Annotated in this window: 13 protein-coding genes; 5 read left to right on the top strand and 8 right to left on the bottom strand. The window is 68.9% G+C overall.

What is annotated here, in order from left to right:
- Window positions 1–41 precede the first annotated feature (41 nt).
- The 4 genes from OIU81_RS18140 to pknB all read left to right on the top strand — a co-directional run bounded on the left by OIU81_RS18140 (window position 42) and on the right by pknB (window position 6,635).
- Entirely contained in the window at window positions 42–1,613 is a 1,572-nt protein-coding gene (locus tag OIU81_RS18140) for a PP2C family protein-serine/threonine phosphatase (protein ID WP_329149142.1), read from the top strand.
- A 23-nt stretch (window positions 1,614–1,636) separates the two neighbouring features.
- On the top strand, window positions 1,637–3,022 hold the full coding sequence (locus OIU81_RS18135) for an FtsW/RodA/SpoVE family cell cycle protein (protein WP_329149140.1): 1,386 nt from the start codon (window positions 1,637–1,639) through the stop codon (window positions 3,020–3,022).
- On the top strand, window positions 3,019–4,488 hold the full coding sequence (locus OIU81_RS18130) for a peptidoglycan D,D-transpeptidase FtsI family protein (RefSeq protein ID WP_329149138.1): 1,470 nt from the start codon (window positions 3,019–3,021) through the stop codon (window positions 4,486–4,488). Before OIU81_RS18135 ends, OIU81_RS18130 begins: the two co-directional genes overlap by 4 nt.
- A 146-nt stretch (window positions 4,489–4,634) precedes the next feature.
- Complete coding sequence (gene pknB / locus OIU81_RS18125; RefSeq protein WP_329149136.1) at window positions 4,635–6,635, top strand: Stk1 family PASTA domain-containing Ser/Thr kinase; 2,001 nt, start codon at window positions 4,635–4,637, stop codon at window positions 6,633–6,635.
- Between the two features lie 97 nt (window positions 6,636–6,732).
- Here pknB and OIU81_RS18120 read toward each other — a convergent pair whose 3' ends face one another.
- The 6 genes from OIU81_RS18120 to OIU81_RS18095 all read right to left on the bottom strand — a co-directional run bounded on the left by OIU81_RS18120 (window position 6,733) and on the right by OIU81_RS18095 (window position 11,403).
- Complete coding sequence (locus OIU81_RS18120) at window positions 6,733–7,473, bottom strand: class E sortase (protein WP_329149134.1); 741 nt, start codon at window positions 7,471–7,473, stop codon at window positions 6,733–6,735.
- Window positions 7,474–7,498: 25 nt separating this feature from the next.
- Window positions 7,499–8,959 (bottom strand): class E sortase, encoded by a 1,461-nt coding sequence (locus OIU81_RS18115; RefSeq protein WP_329149132.1) that lies wholly within the window; start codon window positions 8,957–8,959, stop codon window positions 7,499–7,501.
- Complete coding sequence (locus OIU81_RS18110) at window positions 8,956–9,612, bottom strand: aminodeoxychorismate/anthranilate synthase component II (RefSeq protein WP_329149130.1); 657 nt, start codon at window positions 9,610–9,612, stop codon at window positions 8,956–8,958. The genes OIU81_RS18115 and OIU81_RS18110 overlap by 4 nt, the downstream gene beginning before the upstream one ends.
- Window positions 9,609–9,785 carry a hypothetical protein gene (locus OIU81_RS18105; protein ID WP_329149128.1) on the bottom strand — a complete coding sequence of 59 codons (177 nt, stop codon included), beginning with the start codon at window positions 9,783–9,785 and terminating at the stop codon, window positions 9,609–9,611. The genes OIU81_RS18110 and OIU81_RS18105 overlap by 4 nt, the downstream gene beginning before the upstream one ends.
- A gap of 81 nt (window positions 9,786–9,866) precedes the next feature.
- Window positions 9,867–10,595 (bottom strand): class E sortase, encoded by a 729-nt coding sequence (locus OIU81_RS18100; protein ID WP_329149127.1) that lies wholly within the window; start codon window positions 10,593–10,595, stop codon window positions 9,867–9,869.
- Window positions 10,596–10,632: 37 nt separating this feature from the next.
- Complete coding sequence (locus OIU81_RS18095; RefSeq protein WP_329149125.1) at window positions 10,633–11,403, bottom strand: DUF881 domain-containing protein; 771 nt, start codon at window positions 11,401–11,403, stop codon at window positions 10,633–10,635.
- Window positions 11,404–11,583: 180 nt separating this feature from the next.
- Between OIU81_RS18095 and crgA the strand changes: the two genes are divergently transcribed.
- Window positions 11,584–11,838: a cell division protein CrgA gene (gene crgA, locus OIU81_RS18090; protein WP_329149122.1), complete on the top strand. Its 255-nt coding sequence runs from the start codon at window positions 11,584–11,586 to the stop codon at window positions 11,836–11,838.
- A 236-nt stretch (window positions 11,839–12,074) separates the two neighbouring features.
- On the opposite strand, the gene OIU81_RS18085 is transcribed toward crgA, so the two are convergent.
- Together OIU81_RS18085 and OIU81_RS18080 are read right to left on the bottom strand one after the other, a co-directional pair.
- Window positions 12,075–12,992 carry a rhomboid family intramembrane serine protease gene (locus OIU81_RS18085; protein ID WP_329149118.1) on the bottom strand — a complete coding sequence of 306 codons (918 nt, stop codon included), beginning with the start codon at window positions 12,990–12,992 and terminating at the stop codon, window positions 12,075–12,077.
- A 141-nt stretch (window positions 12,993–13,133) separates the two neighbouring features.
- Window positions 13,134–13,661, bottom strand: a complete 528-nt coding sequence (locus tag OIU81_RS18080; RefSeq protein WP_235446176.1) for a peptidylprolyl isomerase — start codon at window positions 13,659–13,661, stop codon at window positions 13,134–13,136.
- Between the last annotated feature and the right edge of the window lie 80 nt (window positions 13,662–13,741).

Raw genomic sequence — 13,741 nt, 5'->3', positions numbered from 1 at the left:
GACGAGACCGGCTGTACCCCGAGCCGACGGGTGAGGTGCGCATGAGTCTGTCACTGCGCTTCGCCGCCGGATCGCACAAGGGCATGATCCGCGAGGGCAACGAAGACTCCGGCTATGCCGGGCCACGGTTGCTCGCCATCGCGGACGGCATGGGCGGCCAGGCCGCCGGTGAGGTCGCCTCCTCCGAGGTGATCTCCACCCTCGTCCAGCTCGACGACGACGTACCCGGCTCCGACCTCCTCACCTCCCTGGGCACGTCGGTACAGCGCGCCAATGACCAGCTGCGGGTGATGGTCGAGGAGGACCCCCAGCTGGAGGGCATGGGCACGACCCTGACCGCCCTGCTGTGGACCGGACAGCGGCTCGGCCTGGTCCATGTCGGCGACTCGCGCGCCTACCTGCTGCGCGACGGCGGACTGACCCAGATCACCCAGGACCACACCTGGGTGCAGCGGCTGGTCGACGAGGGCCGGATCACCGAAGAGGAAGCCACCACCCACCCGCAGCGGTCACTGCTGATGCGGGCGCTGGGCAGCGGCGATCATGTCGAGCCCGATCTGTCGATCCGTGAGGTGCGGGCCGGCGACCGGTATCTGATCTGCTCGGACGGACTGTCCGGGGTGGTCAGCCACCAGACGCTGGAAGAGACCCTCGCCAGCTACCACGGGCCGCACGAGACCGTGCAGGAGCTGATCCAGCTCGCTCTGCGCGGTGGCGGACCCGACAACATCACCTGCATCGTCGCCGACGTCCTGGACGTGGACGGCAACGACACGATGGCCGGGCAGCTCAACGACACCCCGGTCGTCGTCGGCGCCGTCGCGGAGAACCAGCACCAGCTCAGCGACCCGAGCACGATGCAGACGCCCGCCGCCCGGGCCGCCGAGCTCGGCCGGCCGGGCGGGCAGCCGCCCGCGCCGGGCGGCTTCGGGCCGCCGGGCAGCGGTGATCCGGAGGTCGGCGGTCCGCCGCAGGGCTCGTTCGGCGCGTTCATGGACGAGGACTTCGTCAAGCCCCGCCCGCGCGGACGGTGGATCAAGCGGTCCCTGTTGATCGCGCTGGCGCTGGCGGTCGTCGGCGGCGGGCTCTACACGGGCTACCGCTGGACGCAGACCCAGTACTTCGTCGGCACCAAGGACGACCACGTCGCGCTCTACCAGGGCATCAGCCAGGACCTCGCGTGGATAAAGCTCAACGACGTGGACCAGGACCACCCCGAGATCGAACTCAAGTACCTGCCGCTGTACCAGCGCAACCAGGTCAAGGAGACGATCGCGGTCGACAGCCGCACCCAGGGCGGCGAAAAGGTCACCGAGCTGAGCCGGCAGGCCAACGCCTGCCGCAGCAAGGAACAGCGGGAGGCCGCCGAGCGCGAGGCCGCGCGGCACCCCGGCAAGGGCCAGACGGGTACGCCGTCCAAGCCCGGCACGCCGTCCAAGTCCGGTGCCCCGAGCACCCGGCCCGGCTCCACCGACAAGACGGACAAGAACAGCGGCACCAGCACGGCAGGCACGCTTGCCGCGCCCGTGTCCCCGTCTCCCACAGCCACTCCCAGCCAGGCCCCCTCCGAGGAACAGCTGAAGCTGGAAAAAAATTGCAGCACCCAGCAGTGAGGGCGTAGGGGGCCGTAGATCTCATGAGCAGCAGTACCACCAACACCACCACTATCGGCACCATCGGAGCTCCGAGCCGCCGCAACACCGAATTGGCGATGCTCATCTTCGCGGTGCTGATCCCGGTGTTCGCGTACATCAACGTCGGCCTGGCCAAGGAAGGCACGGTGCCGGCCGGTGTGCTCGGCTACAGCCTGGGCCTCGGCCTGCTGGCGGGCGTCGCGCATCTCGTCGTCCGCAAGTGGGCGCCGTACGCCGACCCGCTGATGCTGCCCATCGCCACCCTGCTCAACGGCCTGGGCCTGATCTTCATCTGGCGGCTGGACCAGGAGCCCTCGCTGGGCAAGGCGATGGCGCCCAACCAGCTGATGTGGTCGACGTTCGGCGTCGCGCTCTTCCTGGCCATCCTGATCTTCCTCAAGGACCACCGTGTCCTGCAGCGCTACACCTACATCTCGATGGTGGTCGCGCTGGTGCTGCTGGTGGCGCCGGTGTTCTTCCCCGGGGTCAACGGCGCGAAGATCTGGATCACGATTCCGGGTCTCGGCTCGCTGCAGCCCGGTGAGTTCGCGAAGATCATCATCGCGATCTTCTTCGCCGGCTATCTGATGGTGAAGCGCGACGCGCTGGCGCTGGCCAGCCGCCGCTTCATGGGGCTCTACCTCCCGCGCGGCCGCGACCTCGGCCCGATCCTCGTCATCTGGGCGCTGAGCCTGATGATCCTGGTCTTCGAGACCGACCTGGGTACCTCGCTGCTCTTCTTCGGTCTGTTCGTCGTGATGCTGTACGTCGCCACCGAGCGCACCAGCTGGATCGTGTTCGGTCTGCTGCTCAGCGCGGGCGGCGCGGTCGCGGTGGCGACGTTCGAGTCGCACGTCCAGACGCGTGTGCACAACTGGCTCAACCCGCTGGAGCTGTCCAACGGCGGTGTCACCGAGACCGCCCAGGCGATGTACTCCTTCGGGTCCGGCGGCATCCTCGGCTCCGGTCTGGGACAGGGCTACTCCCGCCTCATCCTGGGCATCGCGCCCAAGAGCGACTACATCCTCGCCACGGTCGGCGAGGAGGTCGGTCTGGCCGGCCTGATGGCCATCCTGCTGCTCTACGGCCTGCTGATCGAGCGCGGTATCCGCACGGCGCTGGCCGCCCGTGACCCGTTCGGCAAGCTGCTGTCGATCGGTCTTTCCGGCGCCTTCGCCCTGCAGGTCTTCGTCGTCGCCGGCGGTGTGACCGGCCTGATCCCGCTGACGGGTATGACGATGCCGTTCCTCGCCCAGGGTGGCTCGTCCGTGATCGCCAACTGGGCACTCGTCGCCATCCTGCTGCGGATCAGCGACACCGCGCGCCGTCCGGCGCCGGCCCCCGCCCCGTCCACCGACGCCGAGATGACCCAGGTGGTCCGCCCGTGAACAAGCCCCTGCGCCGGGTCGCGATCTTCTGCGGCCTGCTCGTCCTCGCCCTGCTGGTACGCGTCAACTGGGTGCAGTTCGTCCAGGGTGACGAGCTCAAGAACGACCCGCACAACCGCCGGGTCGCCATCGAGCGCTACAGCACCCCGCGCGGCAACATCATCGTGGACGGCAAGGCCGTCACCGGGTCCACGACCACCGACAGCGGCGACTTCAAGTACAAGCGCACGTACAAGAACGGCAAGATGTGGGCGCCGGTCACGGGCTACGCCTCGCAGGCCTTCGACGCCAACCAGCTGGAGAAGCTGAACGACGGCATTCTCACCGGCACCGACGACCGCCTCTTCTTCAGCCGCACGGTCGACATGTTCACCGGCGGCAAGCAGAAGGGCGGCGACGTGGTGACCACGCTCAACGCCAAGGCCCAGAAGGCCGCCTTCGACGGGCTCGGCAAGCAGAAGGGCGCGGTCGCCGCGATCAACCCGGAGACCGGCGCGATCCTGGCGCTGGCCAGCACCCCGTCGTACGACCCGTCCTCGTTCGCCGGGATGAGCAACAAGGACGCCGAGGCGTACAACGCGCTGCAGAAGAAGAACGACCCCGACGAGCCGATGCTCAACCGGGCGCTGCGCCAGACCTACCCGCCCGGCTCCACCTTCAAGGTCGTCACGGCCTCGGCGGCCCTGGAGAACGGCCTCTACCACGACGTCGACTCCAAGACCGATTCCCCGCTGCCCTACACGCTCCCCGACACCTCGGGCCTGCAGCTGAAGAACGAGGGCAACATCCCGTGCAAGGACGCCACCCTGCGTGAGGCGCTGCGCTGGTCCTGCAACACCGTGTTCGGCAAGATCAGCGCCGACCTCGGCAACAAGAAGATGAAGGCCGAGGCGGAGAAGTTCGGCTTCAACGACCCGGGGATCAACACCCCGGTCCGCGCCTCGGAGTCGATCTTCCCCAAGGACAACCGGCCGCAGAACGCCATGGCGGGCATCGGCCAGGCCTCCAACCGCGCCACGCCGCTGCAGATGGCCATGGTCGCCTCTTCGGTCGCCAACGGCGGCAAGCTGATGAAGCCGTACATGGTCGACCAGCTGGTCGCGCAGAACCTCAATGTGGTCCAGCAGCACACGCCGCAGGAGATGAGCCGGCCGCTCAGCCCGGAGAACGCCCAGAAGGTCCAGAGCATCATGGAGACCGTCGTCAAGAACGGCACGGGAACCGCCGCTCAGATCCCCGGCGTGACCGTCGGCGGAAAGACCGGCACCGCGCAGCACGGCGAGAACAACAAGGACAACCCCTACGCCTGGTTCATTTCCTACGCGAAGACCGGCAAGGGCACCCCCGTCGCGGTCGCCGTCGTCATTGAGGGATCCGACACCCTCCGCGACGACATCGCCGGCGGCAAACTCGCTGCTCCGATCGCAAAGCGCGTGATGGAGGCAGTACTCGAAGGCCAGAAGTGACGCGGGTCATGCCAATACCGGTCACGTATCAGGTTGCGGCTCCGGCCCGGTCCGGTAGGGCGTGCCGGGTACGGTATGCCCGGACAGCACACCGCCGGACCACACACCGGTGCGGTCGGGACTGACGGAGAGGGCTGGAGAAGCTTATGGAAGAGCCGCGTCGCCTCGGCGGCCGGTACGAGCTGGGCTCGGTGCTCGGCCGCGGTGGCATGGCCGAGGTGTACCTCGCGCATGACACCCGCCTGGGCCGTACCGTAGCTGTGAAGACGCTGCGGGTGGATCTCGCCCGTGACCCGTCCTTCCAGGCCCGGTTCCGCCGTGAGGCCCAGTCGGCCGCCTCGCTGAACCATCCGTCGATCGTCGCGGTCTACGACACCGGCGAGGACTACGTCGACGGCGTTTCCATCCCGTACATCGTGATGGAGTACGTCGACGGCTCCACTCTGCGTGAGCTGCTGCACTCCGGAAGAAAGCTGCTGCCCGAGCGTTCGCTGGAGATGACCACCGGTGTCCTCCAGGCGCTGGAGTACTCCCACCGGGCCGGCATCGTCCACCGCGACATCAAGCCCGCCAACGTCATGCTGACGCGCACCGGCCAGGTCAAGGTCATGGACTTCGGCATCGCCCGCGCCATGGGCGACGCCGGTATGACCATGACGCAGACCGCGGCCGTCATCGGCACGGCGCAGTACCTCTCTCCCGAGCAGGCCAAGGGCGAGCAGGTCGACGCCCGCTCCGACCTGTACTCCACCGGCTGTCTGCTCTACGAGCTGCTGACGGTGCGGCCGCCGTTCGTCGGTGACTCACCGGTCGCGGTGGCCTATCAGCATGTCCGTGAAGAGCCGCAGAAGCCGAGCAACTTCGACCCCGAGATCACGCCGGAGATGGACGCCATCGTCCTGAAGGCGCTGGTCAAGGACCCGGACTACCGCTATCAGTCGGCGGACGAGATGCGTGCCGACATCGAGGCGGCGCTGGAGGGCCAGCCGGTCGCGGCGACCTCCGCCATGGGCGCGGGGGGCTACGACCAGGACCAGCCGACCACGATGCTGCGCCCGCAGGATCCGGCCGGCCAGACCTCGATGCTGCCGCCGATGAACCCCGACGACGGGGGCTACGGCTACGACGACCGCGGCGACCGGCGGCGCGGCGGTGGCCAGAAGAAGAGCAACACCTCGACGATCCTGCTGGTGCTGGCGGCCGTCCTCGTCCTGATCGGTGCGATCTTCATCGGCAAGGCGATGTTCACCCACGGCAACAAGGGCGGCACGACACCGGTGCCCAACCTCGTGGGCAAGACCCTCAGGGAGGCCAAGGAGTCCGGCCGCAACGGCAGCTTCAAGGTCGACGAGGGGGGCCGCAAGGCCTGCGACAACGTCAAGAAGGGCCAGGTCACCGAGCAGGACCCGGCAGCCGGCGGGGAGATCCAGAAGAACGACACGATCACCGTCACGCTGTGCTCCGGGGCCGCAGAGGTGACCGTGCCCGACGTCAGCAGCCTTTCGTACGCGAACGCTTTCAAGGAGCTGAGCAAGAAGGGCTTCACGAACGTCAAGCAGAAGCAGGAGGTGTCCGACCGTACGCCGGGTACCGTCATCGACCAGGACCCCCCTGCGCAGAGCAAGGCAGCCAAGAGCACCGAGGTCACGCTGACGGTGGCCCAGGCGAGCCCGAAGGTGAGCGTCCCGGACGTCACGGGGCAGGACGCCGCCGCGGCGGAGAAGCAGCTGACGGACCAGGGCTTCCAGGTCACCAAGACCGAGCAGGAAGTCACCGACCCCAACCAGGTCGGCAAGGTGCAGTCCCAGAGCCCGCAGGGCAACACGCAGGCCAAGAAGGGCTCCACGGTGACCCTCACGATCGGCAAGGCGGGCGCCCAGACGCCGGTGCCCAGCGTGATCGGCCAGACCGTGAAGCAGGCCAAGCAGGCGCTCCAGCAGGCCGGGTTCAAGAACATCCAGTTCGCCGGCGGCAGTTCGCCGGACGACAACGCCCGGGTGGTCACGCAGGACCCGGCGGCCCAGACACCGTCCGACCCCGCGAACACCACCGTCACGCTGACCACCATCGGCGGCGGTGGGGGCGGCAACGGTAACGGCGGAAACGACGGCGGGGGCGGCATCTTCGGCGGACCGTTCGGCGGCTAGCGGCCCGTACGACGAGGCAAAACGGAGCCCCGGCACCCAGGAATGGGTGCCGGGGCTTTCCGTTGTCCGCACACCGGGCCGGCGGGGCCCCTGGCGGCTAGCCGAGCTCCTTCGGGGGTGTGCGGTCCGCGTTGACCTTCTCGGTGCGGACCAGCTCGCCCCAGACGATGTAGCGGTAGGTCGAGGTGTAGACCGGGGTGCAGGTCGTGAGGGTGATGTAGCGGCCCGCCTTGTGCTTGCCGGATTCCTTCGGGACCTCGTCGAGGACGTCCACGTTGAACTTCGAGGTCTCGGGCAGTGTCGCGAAGACCTTGTAGACGTACCAGGTGTCCTTGGTCTCGAAGACGATCGGGTCGCCGTCCTTGAGCTTGTCGATGTTGTGGAACTTCGCGCCATGGCCGTCGCGGTGGGCGGCGAGGGTGAAGTTGCCCTTCTTGTTCTTCGGCAGCCCCGACTTGACCGGCTTGGTGTAATAGCCGGCCACGCCCTCGTTGAGGACCTCGGCGTCGGTGCCCTTCTTGACCAGCACCTCGCCGTTGTCCATCGCCGGTACGTGCAGAAAGCCGATGCCGTCCTTGGTGTCGAGCTCCCCCGGCCCCTTGGGACCGCTGCTCGCCCAGTGCTTGCGCACCTGGTCGCCCTGCTGGTGCGCGGCGCGGTCGGCGAGGACGTTGGTCCACCACAGCGAATAGGCGACGAACAGCCCCAGGATCAGCCCGGCCGTGATCAGCAGCTCACCGATGACGCTGACGACGGAGGCGACGGCTCTGCGCACCCGACGCGGCTTGAGTGGCGGCGCGGACCGGTCGCATACCTGGTCGTTTCCGGTGGCAGTCACCGCGTAGCACCCCTCTTTTGTTCACTCAGCCGGTGAGCACATCCGGTTCGCCCTTGCTCCGCGGCCGCTCGTCGACCATCTTGCCCCAGACGATCATCCGATAGGTACTGGTGAACTCCGGGGTGCAGGTCGTCAGGGTGATGTAACGGCCGGGGCCGGTGAACCCCGAGCCGGGAGGTACGGGGCCGATCACGCTGGTGTTGCTCGGCGAGGTCTGCGGGAGGATGCTCTCCATCTCGTAGGTGTAGTACGAGCTCTGCGTCTCGACGACGATTTTGTCGCCCTTGGTCAGCTTGTTGATGTAGCGGAACGGCTCGCCGTGGGTGTTGCGGTGCGCGGCCACCGCGAAGTTGCCCTTCTTGTCCCAGGGCATCGCCGTCTTGGTCCCGCTGCTCTTGTCGTAGTGACCGACCATGCCGTGGTCGAGCACATTGTGCTTGTCGATGCCCTCGGCTATCGGGGCCTTCACATCGAGCTTGGGGATATACATGATCCCGAAGCGCTCGCCGTCCGCGAGGTTCTTCTTCTCGCCGCCGCCCTTGTCCCACTCGTGCTGAAGGTTGGTGGTGGCGCCGCCCGCCTCCTCCTCGGCGCGGACATTCGTCCACCAGAGCTGATAGGTGACGAAGAGCAGCATCAACACGCCGAGGGTGATGAACACTTCGCCCAGTGCGCGGCTGGCGATCAGGCTGGGGCTGTCCTTGGCGGCGCGAGCGGCCCGCCGGGCCTCCACCCGGGACGTGGGGGCAGCGGCGGCGGGGTCGGCGGCCGCCGTGGTGTCGGCCGGCCCGCCGTGACGCCCTCGTCGGCCGCCTCGCTTGGCGGCCTCCTGGGCGGCCTTGCGCCGGGCCGCTCTGCCGCCGGTGGCCGAAGACTCCGCCGCGGTTTCACGTGAAACCGCGGCACCCCCGACATCAGCAGCGTCGGTTTCACGTGAAACGGCGTCGCCGTCGGGCTTCTCGGCCTGCCGCAGCGCCATGGTCTCGTCGTCGTTCCGCCACGGCGTGGGGGCGGCCACTGCGGGGGGAGCGGGGGCGGGGGGTGGCGGCGTCTCCCGCGCGGCATAGGGCCGGGCTATCGGCTCGGCCGAGGCGGGGCGCGGGGCGGGGGCGGGGGCGGGGCCGGCGCCGTACCCCTGGCCGTGGCCGGCAGACTGTGGCGCGGGAGGCTGCCGGTCCGGCCGGGAGGTGTCCGGCTCCAGATGCGGGCGGAACCACGGCGAGCCCTGCCGCACGCCCTCCTGGGCCGGCTTGCCCCGGCGTCGTCCCCGGCCCGGCTGGCCGTACGAAGCGGCCGGGGGTGCCGGGGGTGCCTGGCCCGGCAGCGGATCGTTCAGGGGGTCGTTGAGCGCTTCCACCGCGGCCTCGAACGCGTCGGGCTGCCTGTGGGGCTCCTGCGGTCCGTACGGGTCTTGTGGCGCATACGACCGGTCCGGTTCGTAGGGCTCGTGGGAACTGCCTTCACGCTCGGGGCGCAAGGCGGTCACGCGCCGGCCTTGCCGACCACCGGGGCCAGCCCCGTCGAGCGCGCCACCGCCCCCTCATCGCCGCATTCGACGAGCCAGTTGGCCAGCATCCGGTGCCCCCACTCGGTCAGGACCGACTCGGGGTGGAACTGCACACCCTCCACCGGTAGTTCGCGGTGCCGCAGGCCCATGATGATCCGTCCGCCGGGGACGTCGTCGGCCTCCGTCCAGGAGGTGACGAGCAGGTCGTCGGGGACGGTGTCCGGCTCGACGGCCAGGGAGTGGTAGCGGGTGGCGGTGAACGGCGTGGGCAGCCCGGAGAAGACGCCGGCGCCCTCGTGGACGACCAGCGAGGTCTTGCCGTGGAGCAGCTCGGGCGCGCGGTCCACCACGCCGCCGTAGGCGACGGCCATCGACTGCATGCCCAGGCAGACGCCGAAGACCGGGACTCCGGTGTCCGCGCAGTGCCGGACCATGTCGACGCAGACTCCGGCCTGCTCGGGAGTACCGGGACCGGGCGACAGCAGCACCCCGTCGAAGCCGTCCTGGGCGTGCCGCGGGGCGACCTCGTCGTTGCGCAGCACCTCGCACTCGGCACCGAGTTGGTAGAGGTACTGGACGAGGTTGAAGACGAAGCTGTCGTAGTTGTCGACGACGAGAATCCGTGCGGTCATCGGACGGCTGCCATCCCTTGATCGACAGTGACGTCATTGAAGGGGAGCAGCGGCTCCGCCCACGGGAAGACGTACTGGAAGAGTATGAAGACGACCGCCAGGGCGAGCACCAGGGAAATCAGCGCCTTCACCCACGTGTTGCCCGGCAGATGCCGCCAGATCCAGCCGTACATGCTGTCGCTGTCCCCTTGCCGATGCCGATGACGATGTCCGTTGCGACACCAGAGTAAGGGGCGAGGGCGGGCGCAGGTGGGTCAGCCGGTCAAAGCCGATGGCCTTCCCCGTGCCGCGGGTTGGGTGGAATCCAGGTGTGCCCAGGCGATCAGCCGGTGGCTGTGGCCCCATTCCGGCTCGCAGGTCGTCAGCGTGAGATACCGCCCGGGGCCGTGGAAACCGGACTTCCGCGGCACGGGGTCGATCACGCCGATATCGCCGGGCAGCGTCGTGTAGGGCCGGTTGTCGATGCGGTAGGTGAACCAGGTCCGGCCGTCGGTGAGCACCACGGCGTCGCCGGGATGCAGCCGTGGGAAGTCCTTGAACGGGTCGCCGTAGGTGCGGCGGTGTCCGGCGACGGAGAAGTTGCCGAGCGCGCCGAGGTGCGCGGTGCGGTCGTAGTGGCCCAGGCCGCGCTTGAGGACGTCGGCCGCGGTGCCTTCCAGCACGGGCTTGGCCCAGTCGGCACCGAAGCGCGGGATGTACATCACGGCGAAGGAGGCACCCGATGGGTAGCCGTGGGGGCGCGCGGCCGGCGCGGTGCCGGCGCCGGCGCCGGGGGCCGGCGGGCGGGCGGGAGCGGTGACCGGGCCCGCGGACCAGCGGTCCTGGAGTCTGCCGATCTCGCCGTCCATGGCGCTGTCGGCCCGTACGCCGGTCCAGAAGAGGAGATAGACCACGAAGAGCACGATGAGCGCGCCCACGGTGACGCAGATTTCGCTGAGCGTCCGCACGATCCACCGCACCGTCGTCCCGCCCCGCAGCGTCATCCGGCCCCGCCCCTCCCCGCTGCCCCGGGGGACGCGGCTACGGCTTCACAGGCTGTGCGTAGTGGAGATCCACTGTGCCGGAGTAGCCGGGAAGAGTCATCGCCTCGTGCTGGTCGACTTTCCAGCCGAGGCCGTAGGCGTTCACGTACTGGAGGTAGTTCTGGATGGCGGGGGAGGCGGTCAGGGCGTTGGTGAGGGCCTCGCGGTCACCGACGGCGGTGATCTTGTACGGCGGGGAGTAGACCCGGCCCTGGAGGATCAGGGTGTTGCCGACGCAGCGCACCGCGCTGGTGGAGATCAGCCGCTGGTCCATGACCTTGATGCCCTTGGCGCCGCCGTGCCACAGGGCGTTCACGACGGCCTGCAGATCCTGCTGGTGGATGACCAGGTCGTTGGGCTGCGGCTCGGGGATGCCGGGGATCTTGGCGGTGGCGTTCGGCGGGGCATCGGTGAGCGTGACCGTCACGCCCTGGCCCTTGACCGGCTTGGTGCCGGCGTTCTTCTCCAGCGCCTTGAGCTTGGCCTCCTCGGCCTTGGAGCTGCCGTTGTCACGCTGGGCGAGGGAGTCGACCTCGGCGCGCAGCGCGGCATTGCTCTCGTCCTGGGTGCCGTTCTTGTGGCTGCGTTCCTGGATGAGGTCGGACAGCCGCAGCATCGAGTCGTCCGAGCGCAGATTCGTGCCGCGCGCGGTGTCGAAGCTGAGCCAGAACAGCAGCCCGGCGAGCGCGAAGACGACGAGAGTGAGGAGGCGCACGGGCCGCAGGCGTGACCGGGTGGGGCGGTCGGGGGAGTCAGCGGAATTGCTCAACGTACCCTTACTCCTTACGGCGCCGCGGAAGCACTACGCTAACGGACGCCCGGGAAACGAATCCGCTCCCCACCGCATCCGCGCCCCGGCGCACACTCCGTACCTCCCCGCGGATGGGGGCACCGCCCGCTCGAGCACGGACGAGAGCGGGGGAGCAGCGCATCGACAGGAGAGTTCCTCGTGCCGAAGTCACGGATCCGCAAGAAGGACGACTTCACGCCGCCGCCGGCGAAGACCACCAGCCTGAAGATGAACTCAGGCCGTGGCTGGGTGGCGCCGTTGATGCTGGCCATGTTCCTGATCGGGCTGGTGTGGATCGTGACGTTCTATGTGTCCGAAGGCGATCTGCCGATCGGGGCCATGGGCAACTGGAACATCGTCTGTGGCTTCGGCTTCATCGCGGTGGGCTTCGGCGTATCCACCCAGTGGAAGTAGGGCAAGCCCTGCCCAAGGCCATCCACACGGTTATCCACAGTCGGGGAAAACTTCAGAAGATCTGTGGATAACCCTCGGGAGGTTGACGCCGGTGTGATCGGCGGCACCCACCCCGGGCCGCCCTCTCCCCCTGCCCCGGCTGGGGAAACGCAGGTCAGGGCGGTGCGGAACGAGAGTTCCGCACCGCATGCACAAGATCGGCCACGCACTGTGGACAACGTGGCGGTACGGGCCCCTCAGCCGGTGAGCTGAAGGGTCCGTACCCCCACCACGGCGACGATCGCGAGCAGCATCACCGCGCAGGTCGCGAAATGCACCAGGGTCCGCCGGTCGCGCGGCGCATGCACCATCCCGAACGCCACCGCGGCGCCCACCACGAGGCCGCCCACATGCGCCTGCCAGGCGATATTCGGCCACAGGAACGTGAAGACGAGGTTCAGGCCGAGCAGGATCAGCACCGGCTTCATGTCGTACCGCAGCCGCCGCATCAGGACCGCGGTCGCGCCGAGCAGCCCGAAGATCGCGCCGGAGGCGCCCAGCGAGGGCTGGTTCTGCGCGGCGAGGAGATACGACAGCGCGCTGCCGCCCAGGCCGGCGAGCAGATAGAGCGCGAGGAACCGCGCCCGGCCGAGCGCCGCCTCCAGGGGCGGCCCCAGCCACCACAGCGAGAGCATGTTGAACGCGATGTGCGCGATCTGCTGGTGCAGGAACATCGCGGTCAGCAGGCGGTACCACTCGCCCTCGGCGACGCCGACGAGCTGGTAGCGGCCCGGTTCGGCGGCGAGACCGATCATGTCGAGGTGGTTGACCAGCGGGCTCAGCGCGCCGCCGGTCACCGACACGGCGATGAAGACCGCGACGTTGAGGCCCAGCAGAACCTTGGTGACCAGCCGGGGATCGGCCGTGATCGTGCCGCCCGCGATCGTGCGCGGCGCCGTCGCCTGCGGCGCGCGGCCGGTGCCGCTGCCGCCGCGTACGCAGTCCGGGCACTGGAAGCCGACCGAGGCGCTGATCATGCACTCGGGGCATATCGGCTTGTCACAGCGGGTGCAGCGGATGCCGGTCGGGCGGTCCGGGTGACGGAAACAGCCCGGCAGGCCGTCGTCGCCCCGCGCGTCCCGCGGCTCCTGTGGGCTGCCTGGCACCTGGTCCATCGGTCCCCTCGTCCTCTTCTCCGTCCGGGCGCCCGTCACTCGCCCTCCCGCCCGGCTCCGGACGAGCGTCGCGCCCCGCCTGATGTACGACCGGGCGGGGCGCAATGGTTCCCCGGCTCACGCCGGGGCACAAGACACGGCTCAGCGGGTCTCGATGACCACCGACTCGATGACGACGTCCTGGACCGGACGGTCCGTGCGCGGGTTCGTCTGGGTGCCGGCGATCGCGTCGACGACCTTCTTGCTGGCGTCGTTGCTGACCTCACCGAAGATGGTGTGCTTGCCGGTCAGCCAGGCGGTCGCGCCGACGGTCACGAAGAACTGCGAGCCGTTCGTGCCGGGGCCGGCGTTGGCCATGGCCAGCAGGTACGGCTTGTTGAAGGCCAGGTCGGGGTGGAACTCGTCCCCGAACTCGTAGCCGGGGCCGCCGGTGCCGTTGCCCAGCGGGTCGCCGCCCTGGATCATGAAGCCACTGATCACCCGGTGGAAGACGGTGCCGTCGTAGAGGCGGTCCGTGGACTTCTTGCCCGTCGCCGGGTGGGTCCACTCCCGCTCGCCGTTGGCGAGCTCGACGAAGTTCTTGACCGTCTTGGGTGCATGGTTCGGCAGAAGCCGAATCTCGATGTCGCCCTGGTTCGTCTTCAGGGTGGCGTAGAGCTGCTCAGCCACGATCTACCTTCCATAAGTCTGCACTGACGGTTCACGATCCTCGCATGGACCGGCCCGCCCGTCGCCCGACCTCACCCCTG

This window comes from Streptomyces sp. NBC_01454, from assembly GCF_036227565.1.
Taxonomy (GTDB): domain Bacteria; phylum Actinomycetota; class Actinomycetes; order Streptomycetales; family Streptomycetaceae; genus Streptomyces.
This window is presented reverse-complemented; position numbering and strand designations above follow the sequence as displayed.

Excerpts from the sequence above, each read along its gene's own strand:
- OIU81_RS18110 (WP_329149130.1), bottom strand. The coding sequence starts at position 9,612 with ATGACCGCACGGATTCTCGTCGTCGACAACTACGACAGCTTCGTCTTC.
- pknB (WP_329149136.1), top strand. The coding sequence starts at position 4,635 with ATGGAAGAGCCGCGTCGCCTCGGCGGCCGGTACGAGCTGGGCTCGGTG.
- OIU81_RS18105 (WP_329149128.1), bottom strand. The coding sequence starts at position 9,785 with ATGTACGGCTGGATCTGGCGGCATCTGCCGGGCAACACGTGGGTGAAG.
- OIU81_RS18100 (WP_329149127.1), bottom strand. The coding sequence starts at position 10,595 with ATGACGCTGCGGGGCGGGACGACGGTGCGGTGGATCGTGCGGACGCTC.
- OIU81_RS18140 (WP_329149142.1), top strand. The coding sequence starts at position 42 with ATGAGTCTGTCACTGCGCTTCGCCGCCGGATCGCACAAGGGCATGATC.
- OIU81_RS18085 (WP_329149118.1), bottom strand. The coding sequence starts at position 12,992 with ATGGACCAGGTGCCAGGCAGCCCACAGGAGCCGCGGGACGCGCGGGGC.
- OIU81_RS18135 (WP_329149140.1), top strand. The coding sequence starts at position 1,637 with ATGAGCAGCAGTACCACCAACACCACCACTATCGGCACCATCGGAGCT.